The sequence below is a fragment of the Micromonospora sp. NPDC002296 genome (assembly GCF_040296145.1).
In the GTDB taxonomy this organism is placed as follows: domain Bacteria; phylum Actinomycetota; class Actinomycetes; order Mycobacteriales; family Micromonosporaceae; genus Micromonospora.
On sequence record NZ_JBEOWQ010000012.1, the window covers coordinates 126,053 to 139,066 of the forward strand.

Annotated in this window: 10 protein-coding genes; 4 read left to right on the top strand and 6 right to left on the bottom strand. The window is 71.3% G+C overall.

Annotation, left to right across the window (positions count from 1 at the left end; translation table 11 throughout):
* The first annotated feature begins 12 nt into the window (after positions 1 to 12).
* Positions 13 to 543, top strand: a complete 531-nt coding sequence (locus ABT023_RS12980; RefSeq protein WP_350884790.1) for a pyridoxamine 5'-phosphate oxidase family protein — start codon at positions 13 to 15, stop codon at positions 541 to 543.
* Positions 544 to 732: 189 nt separating this feature from the next.
* Here the strand turns inward: ABT023_RS12980 and ABT023_RS12985 are convergent, their stop codons facing one another.
* A complete protein-coding gene (locus tag ABT023_RS12985; protein ID WP_350884792.1) occupies positions 733 to 1,773 on the bottom strand; it encodes a YeiH family protein in 1,041 nt (346 codons plus the stop codon).
* A 70-nt stretch (positions 1,774 to 1,843) separates the two neighbouring features.
* On the opposite strand from ABT023_RS12985, the gene ABT023_RS12990 reads away from it, so the two are divergent.
* Positions 1,844 to 2,770 (top strand): LysR family transcriptional regulator, encoded by a 927-nt coding sequence (locus ABT023_RS12990; protein WP_350884794.1) that lies wholly within the window; start codon positions 1,844 to 1,846, stop codon positions 2,768 to 2,770.
* A gap of 8 nt (positions 2,771 to 2,778) precedes the next feature.
* Here the strand turns inward: ABT023_RS12990 and ABT023_RS12995 are convergent, their stop codons facing one another.
* From ABT023_RS12995 to ABT023_RS13010, 4 genes are all read right to left on the bottom strand, one after another.
* Positions 2,779 to 3,150 carry an ArsR/SmtB family transcription factor gene (locus ABT023_RS12995; protein ID WP_350884856.1) on the bottom strand — a complete coding sequence of 124 codons (372 nt, stop codon included), beginning with the start codon at positions 3,148 to 3,150 and terminating at the stop codon, positions 2,779 to 2,781.
* A 245-nt stretch (positions 3,151 to 3,395) separates the two neighbouring features.
* Positions 3,396 to 4,244: a hypothetical protein gene (locus tag ABT023_RS13000; protein ID WP_350884796.1), complete on the bottom strand. Its 849-nt coding sequence runs from the start codon at positions 4,242 to 4,244 to the stop codon at positions 3,396 to 3,398.
* Between the two features lie 38 nt (positions 4,245 to 4,282).
* Positions 4,283 to 5,539 carry a protein kinase domain-containing protein gene (locus ABT023_RS13005; RefSeq protein WP_350884798.1) on the bottom strand — a complete coding sequence of 419 codons (1,257 nt, stop codon included), beginning with the start codon at positions 5,537 to 5,539 and terminating at the stop codon, positions 4,283 to 4,285.
* Between the two features lie 105 nt (positions 5,540 to 5,644).
* The gene (locus ABT023_RS13010; RefSeq protein ID WP_350884800.1) at positions 5,645 to 6,325 is read right to left on the bottom strand and encodes a DUF7019 family protein; all 681 of its coding nucleotides are present in this window, start codon (positions 6,323 to 6,325) and stop codon (positions 5,645 to 5,647) included.
* Between the two features lie 110 nt (positions 6,326 to 6,435).
* Here ABT023_RS13010 and ABT023_RS13015 point away from each other — a divergent pair, with 110 nt between their 5' ends.
* Positions 6,436 to 10,023, top strand: a complete 3,588-nt coding sequence (locus tag ABT023_RS13015; protein ID WP_350884803.1) for a protein kinase domain-containing protein — start codon at positions 6,436 to 6,438, stop codon at positions 10,021 to 10,023.
* Here ABT023_RS13015 and ABT023_RS13020 read toward each other — a convergent pair.
* Complete coding sequence (locus ABT023_RS13020; RefSeq protein WP_350884805.1) at positions 10,010 to 10,732, bottom strand: hypothetical protein; 723 nt, start codon at positions 10,730 to 10,732, stop codon at positions 10,010 to 10,012. The two genes, ABT023_RS13015 and ABT023_RS13020, sit on opposite strands and share 14 nt — an antisense overlap.
* Positions 10,733 to 11,128: 396 nt before the next feature.
* Between ABT023_RS13020 and ABT023_RS13025 the strand changes: the two genes are divergently transcribed.
* The gene (locus tag ABT023_RS13025) at positions 11,129 to 13,000 is read left to right on the top strand and encodes a protein kinase domain-containing protein (protein ID WP_350884808.1); all 1,872 of its coding nucleotides are present in this window, start codon (positions 11,129 to 11,131) and stop codon (positions 12,998 to 13,000) included.
* The last annotated feature ends 14 nt before the right edge of the window (positions 13,001 to 13,014 follow it).

The window sequence follows — 13,014 nt, forward strand, 5'->3', positions numbered from 1 at the left end:
ATAAGGAACGCCATGCGCGAAACGCCAGAAGAGCTCAACGAGCTTCAGGCCCTCCTTGACGCCTCCCTCTCCCGCTCCACCTCGCACCTCCGCTCGATCATCAACAGCGAGCGCAGCCTTACCGCCGAGCAGCTCACCCAGGTTCTCACCGGCATGTGCACCCTCGCCCTGGCCACCGTGACGGCGAGGAGCGAACCGCGGGTCAGCGGCGTGGACGGGCACTTCCTGCACGGGAAGTGGCACTTCGGCACGGCGCGCGTCGCCGCCAAGGCGCGCCACCTCGCCGTCCGGCCCGCCGTCAGCGCCGCGCACCTGCGCGGTGAGGACCTGGGCGTGTTCACGCACGGCACGGTGGAGATCCTCAATCCCCAGGACGGCGAGCCGGCCGAGGACTGGCCGGACCTGCTCGCCTACTTCAAGGACTTCTACGGCGAGGACTCCTTCGACTGGGACAACGACATCGTCTACTACCGGCTGCATCCGCACTGGATGACCGTCTACGCCCCCGACATCGCGAAGCTCACCGCGGCGTCCCAGTCCTGAACCGCAGCACGGATCGCGGCGGGCCCGGCCCTTGCGCCGGGCCCGCCGCTTCGGACTCACCCGATCCTGGTCGTGAGCCGTGACAACGTTCGCCCTGTCCGGCGTATGCCCTTCACCCGGCCGGTGCGCCAGGTCGGCCGGTGCGCCACGCCGACCCGGGGGGTTCGCCGGACGACGAGGATTCCGCGGTCAGCCCACCAGGGCCAGGCCGGCCAGTGACGTGGCCGCCAGGACGGCGGTACCGATGGCACCGGCACTCACCGCAGAGCGGCCACCGCGGGCGATGGCCCGGAGGTCGACCGCGGCACCGAGCGCGAACATGGCTGTGGCCAGCAGAAGTGTGCTCGTGGTGGATGCGGCGGTGAGCACTCCGCCGGGCAGCCGACCGGTGGTACGCAGCGCCACCATCGCGAGAAATCCGGCCACGAACCACGGAAGGACCGGCGGAAGCTCAGCGCCGTCGTCCTGCCGCGCCGCCGAACGGCGACCGATCGCGACCGCCGCGACGAGCGGCGCGAGGAGTGCTACCCGGAACAGCTTCACCACCACCGCGGTGGACAACGCGGTCGCGCCAACCGCTCCTCCTATGGCCACCACCTGACCGACCTCGTGCACGCTCGCCCCGATCCACATGCCGAACATGGCCTCGTCGAGCCCGAGCAGTAGACCCAACACGGGGAGGAGCGCCAGCGACAGCGTGCCGAGCACGGTAACCACGGCCACCGCTGTGACGGCGTCGTCATCCTCCCCGTCGGCAACCTGGTTCATCGCGGCCACCGCCGCCGCCCCGCAGATGGCCACCCCCGTCGCAACGAGCAGTGAGCGGGCCGGGGCCAGGCCGAGCCGCAGCCCGACCCAACGGGTGACGACGAACGTGGTGGCGACGCTCACGAGCACCACAACGATTGGCCCGACCCCGAGCCGGTAGATGTCGGAGACGACCAGTTGCAGGCCGAGCAGCACGATTCCGGTACGCAGCAGCGTCGACGAGGCGAGCCGCAGGCCGTCCCGGAGTCGCGGACGGTGTCCGCCCAACGCACTCAGCAACAGGCCGAGCGTGATCGCCACCAGCAGCGGGCTGGCCGCTTCGACCTGGTGGTTCACGGCGTACCCGATGGCGGCGGCCGCGCCGGCGACGAGCAGGCCCGGCAGCACGGCGGCGAACCGGTCAGAGCTTCGCCGGGCCCGGGTACGGTCGTCGCCCGCTCTGGTCGGATTCCTGATCGCCATGAGGACAGCCTGAAGCCGGCGCATCGTGATCAGTAGTCCTCGGGTGCGGTGCACGTCATAGCCTGTGGCTATGAGTCAACTCCCTGATCTGCTGTCGCTCCGCCTCCTGGCCCGGGTGGCAGAGTTGGGCAGCGTCGGCCAGGCCGCCCGCGCGATCGGCATGGCCCAGCCGTCGGCCACCAAGCGGCTCGCCGCACTGGAGCGCCAGGCCCGGCTTCCGTTGCTCACCCGGACGCCGCGCGGGTCGGTGCTGACCGACGACGGCAAGGTCGTGGTGACCTGGTCGCTGCGGCTGCTGGCGGCCGCCGACGAGTTCCAGAGCAGCCTCACCGCGATGCGGCAGGCGCGGGCGGCCCAGCTTCGCATCGCTGCCAGCATGACTGTCGCCGAGGCGTTGCTTCCCCGTTGGCTGCACAGCCTCGGTCAGCGGGAGCCCGACGTGCGGGTCGGTCTGACCGTCGTCAACTCCGCCGAGGTCGCCCGGATGCTGGTGTCCGATGAGAGCGTCGACATCGGGTTCGTCGAAGGCCCGACGGTGCCCGACGGACTGGACCACCGCATCGTCGGGCATGACCACCTTGTCGTCGTGGTGGCGCCGCAGCATCTATGGGCTCGGCTCAACCGCCCACTGCGGCCAACTGAGCTTGCCCACACGCGGCTGGTGGTCCGGGAGGCGGGTTCCGGCACCCGCGAAACACTGGAGTTGGCCCTGCGCGACCTGGACCCGCTGCCGCCCCACCTCGCCCTCGGATCCAACGCCGCCGTCAAAGGGGCCGCCATGACCGGCACCGCGCCCGCAGTGCTCAGCAGGTACGCCGTCGAGACGGAGTTGACCTCCGGCCAGTTGGTGACCGTACCGGTGGATGGCCTGCCGCTGAGTCGGACGTTGCGGGCGGTCTGGCCGGCTGGCAGGCGCCTCACCGGATCCGCGACGGCCCTGTTACAGGCGATCGACGCGTCGCCTGCAACCGGTCGGATCTCGTCGACGCATGTGTGATCCTCCGCTCAGCGGGCCTTCTTCGTCGCCCGCTTGCGGGGCGGCGTCAACAGGTCGGCGATCGCCGCGATCGCGGACGGCACCAGGCGGTAGTACGCCCAGACGCCGCGCTTCTCGCGCTCGATCAGGCCGGCCTCGGTGAGGATCCGAAGGTGGTGACTCACGGTCGGCTGGGAGAGACCGAGCGGCGCGGTGAGGTCACTCACGGATGCCTCGCCCTCCGGAGCGGACTGGATCAGACTGAGCAGTCGCAGCCGGGCGGGGTCGGCGAGTGCCTTCAGCACTCCCGCGAGCCGCTGGGCATCGGCACGCTTGATCGGCTCGCCAGCAAGCGGCGAGATGGCAGGTGTAACAGTTTTCGCAGTTCCCACGTCTTCTATCGTTCCACCAACGCCATCGATAGTCCGGCGGAATCGGAACCGGGCCACCATCAGTTTGGTCCGTCGTGCGGTGCGCAAGGCGCCGTCCCGGGCGCTGAGGCCGTACGCGGTGCGCAGGTAGGCGGGAAGGTGTACGTCAAGACCATGATCCGGAAACGTGGGAATGCCGGACCGTCTGCTGCCTGCTCGTCCTGGCCGCGGTGCTGGTCGCGCTCCAGGAACAGAATGATCCAGGGGCGCGAAGGTCAACCCTGCGGCGTCGGTTCCGGGGCACCGGTGCCCGGGATCAGCACGGCGGTGCTCCAGTCGCCGAGGAACGCGCTGGCTTCGAGGTCCAGGGCGATGTCCTGGTCGCCGCCGAAGCTGATGCCACCCAGTCTGCTGACCTCGATGTACCAGGGCGACAGTCCATCTCGTATCCCGTCGGGGGACATGCCGGTGCCGCCCAGGTGCTCGACGTGGAAGACGTCGTACATGTCCGGTACGTCGACGTAGGCGTCGTCGTCGGACGGGAAGCTCACCGGTGGCACGCCCGCGTTGGGGTCGTCACGGGGAACCAGCCACAGGGGACCGTACTGGCCGTGCCGCTCCCTCCACGAGGTCATGTCCGCCTCGCCGTCGGCGAGCGAAGGAGCCGCAGCGGGGCGAGTTGCCCGTGGTCCGTTCAACTCCGCCTCGGTAAGCCACACCATGGCCAGCAGCGACGCCACCCCGTCGTCAGCGATCTGGAGCCGAGGGTGAGCCCGGGCCTGGGCGAGTTCGGCCCAGAACGGGTGCTCAGGCTGCGTGACATCGGCGGACTGCCCGGCGATGACCGCCGCGACCTCCGGCAGCGGGTCCTTGAAGTAGAGCGTGTCCTCCCATTGGAACACCGCGACGGCCACCAGGTCGGGCCCGCGCCGCCGGTACGACTCGGGCAGCCGCAGCGTGAAGCAGTGCAGCATCGGTTGACCGGTACGGGGGGAGCGGGGCCAGGTCCGAACATCGATGCCGGGCCCGGCGGGGTCGGCCCACCCCGCCGGTATCCTGGGCCGGTCTCCGGCCTCGTCGGCGACGTTGTCGGTGGTCCAGATGTCGAACGCCTCGGCGGACATGGGCCGGACACTACCCCAGCACGGCGTCGCCCGTGGTGTCAGAGCGCCTGTCGAAACGCGTCGGCCAGGTCGCCGGCGGTGGCCGCTGCGACCCGAGGGTGGTCCACGAGCATCTCGTCGATCACTCGGGCCAGCCGCGGTGGGACGGACGCGAGGCGCTGCCGCACGGGCACCGGCCGCGTCCGCAGGACCACGGCGATCGGGTCGGTCGCGGGTGGGAAGTCCCGTGGCGTGGCGCCGGTCAGCATCCAGTAGAGGCAGGCGGTGAGCGCCCAGAGGTCGACCTCCGGGCGGGCGTACTTGTAATCGATCAGCTGCGCGCGGGCCTGGAAGGCGATGCTCCCGCCGATGGCGCCGGTCCTGGTGTGCCCGGACAGGCCGGCCTGGTCGAACGCCTTGGCGAGTCCGAAGTCGGCGACCTTGGTGACCGTTCCACCGTCGGCCCCGGCGGCGAGGAGGAGATTGGATGGCTTGATGTCCCGGTGCACCAGCCCACGGGAGACCGTTGCCCGGCCGTCGGCAAGCGTGACCGGTAGCGCGACCCGGTGGGCGTAGGCCAGTCCGGCCAACGCGTCGAGCACGATCGGTACGGCCTCGTCGACCGTGAGCCGGCCGCCGCGTCGGGCGACCAGGTCCGCGACGCTGCCGCCCGCGCAGTACTCGCAGGTGAAGAAGAACGCGGTCCCGGCCGAGCCACTGCTGTGGAACGCCACGACCTTCGAGTGGCGCAGCGCTCTGACGCAGGCGAACTCGCGCAGGAAGCCGTCGCGGGCCGCCGGATCCACGGCCCGGTCGGCAAGCAGGGTCTTCAGCGCGACGAGCCGACCGGACGGCTCGTGGCGGGCCAGGTAGACCACGCTCTGACCGCCGCGCCCGAGCTCGTGGAGCACCCGGTGGTCGCGGAAGTCGCTGAGGTCGGGGGCGCTGGCCGCCGCGGCGGCCAGCAGCGCCGGCAGGGCGTCGCCCGGATCGGCCCCGGCCGGCGCGGCGACCGTGGCCGGCCGGTCGTCGGCCACGGTGATGCGCAGCCTCGCCCGCCCGACGCGAATCTCGTCGCCGTGCCGCAGGTCCTGCTCGCCGTCGATCAGTTCCCCGTTGACGTACGTGCCGTTTCGGCTGCCGAGGTCCCGCACCCGTGCCGACGGCGGGTTGACGTCGAGCAGGCAGTGGTAGCGGGAGATCCGCCGTTGCTCGTCGTCGACGCGGATCCGACAGGCCGGCGCGCGTCCGACCAGAGCGGTGGCCCGGCTGTCGAACGCATGGGTCTCGGTCGACGCTCCGACCGTGACGGTCACGATGACCGGTGCCGGGCCCGGTGCCTCGATCCGGCCGTGGCTCGTTTCACCCGGCCGTCGGAGCTGCGGTTCATGGGCGCGTGCCACGGTCACCCAATCCGGTGGTCAGTCGACCAGCGCCACGTACAGCGGGCTCCCCAGCAGCACCGTCATGCCGGGCCGACCGTCGAGCTCCGGGTACGGGCTGGGCCCGCTCAGCAGCCGTTTGGCGAGGAACTCCACGTTCTGTGCCGGCCCACGCAGGCGCGTCCCGGCCCGGTGCACCGAAGCCAACCCCGCCACGTCGGCCGCGTCCAGGCCGGCATCGGCGTCGGTCGCCGCCCGCGGATCGGCGCCGTCCCCGTCGACGAGCCCGGCGAGCAGCGCGGGCATCATGGACGGCGCGAGCGCGTGCGGGGCCGGCTCGGCAGGCGGCGATGCGCCGATGACGTGAACGGCCGACCCGCCGAGGCCGACGATCGTGTGCTCGCTGCGGCCGCCGAAGTGCACCAGCGGCGAACCGTCCGTGGTCGGGACGACCCCCCACTGCATGGGCAGCAGCCCGCGGAAGAACTGCCCGGGCGCGTCCACCGATCCGACGTCGCCGTGATCGTCCAGATAGCGCGTCACCCGCTCCAGCCGGTTCACCAGATCCGCAGCGGGGGCTTCGACAGTGCGCTTCGCGCCGACGAACGGGAGGTTCACGCTGAACTCGGCGGCACGTCTGCGGTGGTGACCCGGGTCGATCTGCGACAACAACATGTCAATCTTGGTGTCGCTGATGTAGAGGTAGTAACGGAATGCCAATCTCGACTCCCTCACCGCGTGGCCGGACCCGATGGTACCGCCAGGGAAACAATCGGACAGGGCAGTGACAGGGGGTTGTCCCGCGCCCGCCAGGGATGTCAGCCTTCTTTATGTCGTGGCGCCCGGGGGAGCTGATTCTCGACCTGTACGAGGTGCTCGACCGCCCCCTGGAAGGTGGCATGGGGCTGGTGTACCGGGTCCGGCACCACAGCTGGGGCACCGATCTCGCCGTCAAGGTGCCGCGTCCCGAACAACTGACCACCGAGGCGAGGCGCCGCCGGTTCGAGACCGAGGCAGGCACCTGGGTCGGACTCGGACTCCATCCCCACGTCGTGAGTTGCGCCTACGTACGCCGGGTCGACGGGCTGCCCTGCGTGTTCGCCGAATGGATCGCGGGTGGGTCACTCGGACACGTCGTCCGAGCCGGACGGCTGGCCGAGGATCCGGACGGCCCCGGCGCCGGCTTCCTCGCCCGCGCCTTGGACCTGGCGGTGCAGTCCGCCTGGGGCATCGACCACGCCCACCAGCAGGGACTCGTCCACCAGGACGTCAAACCGGCGAACATCCTGGTAGACCTCGACGAGGGCTGGACGGCGAAGGTCACCGACTTCGGGCTCGCCGGTGCCCGGGCACCGGCCGGGAACGGTGCCGGGCCGCCGGCGCAGACCAGTCTGGGGGCCAGTTTCGGCGGCATGACACCCGCCTACTGCTCACCGGAGCAGGCTGAGGCGGCGGCGGGCGCGCGGATCACGCTCACCCGCGCCACCGACGTGTGGTCGTGGGCGCTCTGCGTACTGGAAATGTTCGTCGGCCGCCGACCCTGCCGTTACGGCCAGGCAGCGCCGGAGGTCTTCGCCGAATTCCTGGCATCGGGGCAGACGCGGCCGGGAGCCCACCCGATGCCGCCGCCGCTCGCCGACCTGCTGCGGCGGTGCTTCGACGTCAACCCGGCGACGCGGCCGCACAGCCTGGCGGAACTGGCCGCCGCAGTCGTCGGGATCTACGCGGACACCGTCGGCGCACCCTATTCGCGAACGCCACCGCAGGTCGCGAATCTGCTCGCGGGCAGCCTGTCCAACCAGGCGCTCTCGCTCCTCGACCTCGGGCGGGGAGACGAATCGGAACAGCTGTGGCGCACGGCCATCGACATCGACCCGCACCACCCGTCCGCCGTCTACAACTGGGCGCTGTACCGATGGCGACGCGGGGCGATCTCCGACGAGCAGGTCCTGTCGGAGCTGCGCACGGCGCGCGCCATCGCCGGGGAGCGCTGGCAGGCGGACCACCTGCTCGGGTTCGTCCACCTCGAACGCGGCGACGACGAGGCCGCCCGAGAGCTGCTCTCCGCCGCAGCCGGGAGTCCCGAGGTGGACGCGGCGAACATCGTTCTGGCAGATCGCGACGCGTTGCCGGAACCCGGGCAGCGCCCCGGCCATCGGGGCGCGGTGAGCACCGTCGCCATCGACCACAGCGGCCAGGTGGCGATCACCGGTGGTGCGGACGGACGCATCCGGGTGTGGTCGCAGCGCGACCGTCACCACGTGCGCGAGCTGCCGGCGACGCCGGACGCCTCGCCGGCGGCGATCACGGTCCTCACCATCGCCCCCGACGGCCGTAGCGGTCTCGCCGGGCGCGACGACGGCCGGGTCGAGCTGTGGGACCTGACGAACGGCGCCCTCGTGCGCGTCCTGACCAATCACCCGGCGAGGGTCACCGCGCTCGCGTTGACCAGCTCGGGCACCGTCGCGATCGGGTACGAGAACGGGCGGATCCAGGTGCGGGACCTGGTCGGCGGGGGGCGCCTGCGGCGCGAGTTCGACCACCCGCCGCACACCTACCAGGAAGGCGATCCGAGCACGGGGCGGTTGCTGCCGACGATCCACCAGCGCCCCGCACCCGTCCCGGTACTGGGCTTGAGCGAGGACGGCACGGTCGCGGTGTCGGCCGCCCCCGAGGACGGCAGCGTGGTGGTCTGGGACGTCGACGCGGCCCGGCGGCTGCACTGGCTGGTCAAGTCCGCGGACATGCGGATGACCGGTGTCGACCAGGTGGCGTTGAGCCCGTCCGGCACGTACGCCCTGCTGGTCGGCGATCTCACCGGCGTGACACACGTGTGGGAGACCAGCCCCAACCGGCTACGGGAACCCGCGCCCAACAACCTGGGCCGTTACTGCCTGATCGCACTCAGTGGCGACGCCGACGTGGCCGTCTCGGCCGCGTCCGGAGGCACCCGACCGCTGGTACGTGTCTGGGAGACGAGTTCCGGCCGGTGCCTGCGTACCCTCGTGCCCCGCTCCGGCGGGCGGCCCCCGGAATTGTCCGGCCTTCTCAGGCTCACTTGTGTGGCGCTCAGCGGCGACGGCCGCTTCGCTGTCGCCGGCGACGAGTACGGCGGCCTGCACCTGTACCGGGTGCATCGGCCGGGCTTCCGGGCCCCCTGGAGCTATGAGCGGCCAGTGGCCGCGCGGGCCCTGCTGACCAGCGAGGAGCAGGTCCGGGAGCGGTTCGCGCGCGCGACGGAGCTCGCCGAGCAGGGCATGACGGCGAGGGCCGCGGAGGAACTCCGCGCGGCCCGCGCGTTCGTCGGCTTCGAGCGTCACCCGGAACTGCGTGAGTTGTGGGAGCGACTGGGCCGGACCGCAGGGGAGCGGACCGACCTGCTGGGCATCTGGCAACGATACGAACTGCGCGGTGGCACCTTCACCTTCGCCCCAGGGGTGAGCCCGGCCCTGAGCGTCGACGGAGGGCTGGCGGTGACCGGCGGAGTCGACGGCCGGGTGCGGGTGTGGGACCTGCAGACCGGGCACCAGCTGCACATCTTCCCGGAGCGGGCGGGCAAGCCGCACACCATCGAGCTCTCCGAGGATGCCCACCTCGCCGTCACGGCCGACTGGGGCGGGCCCGCGCACCTGTGGGATCTGGAAGCGGGAACCAGGCGGGCAGAGCTGTACGGGGATCACGGCGCGGTCAGAGCGGTCTCCATGGATCGGGCGGGCCGGTACGCGGTTGTCGGTGACGCCGACGGGGCGCTCTGCCTGTGGGGCCTGCAGTCGGCCCACCTGATCCGCACCATGGTGGCGCACGAGGGGCCGGTGGGATCGGTGCGGCTGAGCGACGACGGTCGCTATGCCGCCTCGGCCGGTGTGGAGGACCGGACGTGCCGCCTGTGGCGTACGGGTACGGGAAGTCCGCTGCTCACAATCCCGATCGACTTCGGTCAGGTGTCCCTGCGGTTCACCCCGGACAGCCGACGGCTGCTCGTCGGTACCAGCAGCCGGTTGACCGTGTGGGACGTGCCCGGCGGCCAACGGCTGTACGCGAACGACAGTTTCGGCGGAGCCATGGCGATGAGCAAGGACGGTCGTGTCGGTCTCACCCCGATCTTCAGCGAGGTCATCGGGCGAGCAACGTCGGTGTGGGAGACGGCGACGGGCCGCGTGCTGTGCGAGCTCGCTTCCGACGCCGACGTGTTCGACGTGAGCCCGGACGGGCGGCACGTGGTGACGGCCGACCGGGACCGGGCGCTACGGATGTGGGACGTGCGGACGGGCCGGTGCGTACACCTGCTCGAAGGCCATCCCGAGACGGTCGCGACGGTGGCCTTCACCGCCGACGGCCGCAACGTGCTGTCGACGGACCACCGACCGGCGATCCGTCTGTGGGAGTTGGACTGGGACTACGACTTCACGAGCCGCTGACCTGCACCCGCGCTGAGCCGATCCGCGTGGTGAACCCGTGGCGCTCCCACGGCTCCAGCGGCTGATCACTGTACGCCGACTCGCGTAGCGCCTCGTCGTGCGCTGCGCGCTGCTTCCGGGAGAACCGGCTCCGGTCAACCCTGACGTTGGAGACGACCGGGGGGATGAGCCGGCGGAATTCCTCCGGAATGCCCGTTACGTTGCGCTCGTAGTTCGGGTCGTCCGGGTAGCTCAGTGTCAGCGTGACCGCCGGTTCGCCGCCCAGCCGCGCGCCGACCCGGCGCAACGAGGAAGCAAGGTAGCCGAGGGCCAGCCTGAGGTCGCCGACCAGCGTCACCTCGTTCGGCTCCGGCTGATACCCGGGAGGCGCGTCCTCGGGCACGACGTAGCGCACGACCACGCGCCGGGCCGGCAGCTGCATCAGCAGCCGGGGCCACGGGCCGCCGCCCTCGATGGTGAGCTCGACCGGCTCAGCTCTCACGGAGAACCGCAGGTCGATCCAGGCGGCCATGTCCAGCGCCTCGGGTGGAAGATTGTCCTGGCTGTACGGGCCCCGGCTGCGCGTCCGCAGCGCGTGGCCCCGCATCGCGGCGAGGATACGCACCCCGTCATCGTCGATCTCGAGAGCGAGCGGATGTATCGCCAGATCCTGCATGACACCGACGGCCGCGTCGATCAGCGCCGAGGGTTCCCGAGCGGTGGTCGTCATCCCATCCCCGTCCAGCCTGCCCCGGCGAGGTCACCGGCTACCGGCAACGCCACGGCACAGGTCGTGGCGGTCGACTCGCCCCATCCACAGCGAGACTACCCTCGGCGTGGTCCGGTCGACGTCCGGTGACGGCTCCGGTCCTCCACAGTCGACAGGGACGGTGGCCTGTCCGGTCCGCACGGGCCGCGACATGACCGACGTCGCGCCGAAGGGCGTCGATCGCCTGGCCATTGTGATCGGACAACGCCTGCGCGCCGTCCACGGTAGAACCCGACCTACGAGCCGGCTTTCCCGCCCGGACCGGCATGGCTCTCGACCCCGAACCACCACGGTCAGACGGACGGACGTCGGCCTTCCAACCTCTGTAGCATCGCTGCGACGAAGAAGGGGCGCCGAGTGAACGACATCATCCCGACCCTGCCCGATCTGGGGCTGGAGTTCCTCCCCCTCGAACCGGGCGACCCCGATACGGTGGGCGACATCCGGCTGCTCGGCCGGATAGGCGAAGGCGGCATGGGGCGTGTCTACCTCGGAGTGACCCAGGCCGGCCGGGCCATGGCGGTGAAGGTCGTCAAGGACCCCTACTCGGCCGACCCCTCCTTCCGCGCCCGCTTCGCCCGCGAGGCCGCGATCGCCAAACGGGTCGGCGGCGTCTTCACCGCCCCCGTGCTCAGCCACGACTCCGAGGCCGTCCGCCCGTGGCTGGCGACCGCCTTCGTGCCGGGCCCCAACCTCGCCGTCGCCGTCGCGCGCCACGGAACACTGCCACCGCACGGCGTGTGGCGACTCGCCGCCGGGGTGGCCGAGGCCCTCAAAGCCATCCACGCCGCCGGCATCACCCACCGCGATCTCAAGCCCGGAAACGTGCTGCTCGCCGCCGACGGACCCCGCGTCATCGACTTCGGCATCTCCCGGGCCGACGGCGAGCTCGACCTCACCCAGACCGGCGTCCGGATGGGCACCCCGTCCTACATGTCACCGGAGCAGCTGCGCGGGGAGCGATCCACCCCCGCCACGGATGTCTTCGCCCTCGGCTCTGTCGTCGCCTTCGCCGCCACCGGGAGGGCTCCTTTCCGCGCCGGCAGCGACGCGGAGCTCGTCTACCGTGTCACGCAGGGCGAGCCCACTCTCGACGGCATCACGGATCCGGGGCTGCGGGAGCTGATCATCCGGTGCCTGGCCAAGGAGCCGCATCTGCGCCCCACGCCGCAGGACGTCATCGCCGCCTACGTCGAACGCAGCGCGGCAGCCGCCGGGCAGGACTGGCTGCCCGAAGGCCTTGAGGAAACCCTCACCCAGGCAGGGATCGCCTCGACCATCCCGGTTGGAGCGCCCGGCGTCACACTGGCCTCGACCGCCGTGCTGACCGCCACCGCGTCGACCGTTCCGGACCGGCCTACCGTCGCTGATGCACGAGATACCGTTCCCGAGGTCGCTGATGCACGGGATTCCGCTCCCGAGGACGCCGGCGCGAAGTTGACCAGGCTCCCGGATCTGACGACCTATGCCATGTCGCCGACCGACACCCGGCGCCGGAGATGGCGTCGACCGGTCATCGCCGGGGTGATCGGCGTGCTCGTGGTGATACTGGCCGGGGCCTATCTCGCCGATGGCAGCGCGACACCCCGTGAGCCCTCGGCCGGTAGCTCCCCGACCGATGCTGCCGCCGTGGCCGCCCCCGCCCCGCCGGCCACCGGGGCCTCCCGCCCTTCCAGTGTTCCCCGCGCCACCGGTACGACCGGCGCATCCGATGGCGGCCCCGCCGCGGCTACCAGCCTTCCGGTCGGTCCGACGCCGGCCAAGGCCGATCCGGGCGTTCCGGCACCGACCAAGGCCCATCCGGGCGCCGGGGTGCCGAGCAAGGCCGGCCCGGGCACCCCGGGGTTGCCCTCGGGCCCGTTCAGCACCGACAACATGGTGATCGTGAGCTCCGACGGCACCGTGCTCAGCACCACCGGCACGACCGACGGCTCGAAGGTGGTGACCGCCGCCTGGCGGAACGTTCCCGGCCAGCGGTGGAAACTCGCCGGCAAGATCATGGTCGTGAGATCCTCTCCGTCCAAGCAGCACACCATCGGCTACGACGGGCTCGGCGTGCTGTCGCCGGCCAGCAGCGGAAATGTCTTCGGGTGGGTCTACGACTCGGCGAATCGTCAGCTCCACAACGGGAACTCGAGCGGGTGCCTGACCTCCCACGGCCCCGGCCGGCAGGTCACCTACGGCATGTGCGACGGCAGCCAGAACCAGCGTTGGCGAATAGTCTCGTGATCGCTGCACCCCGC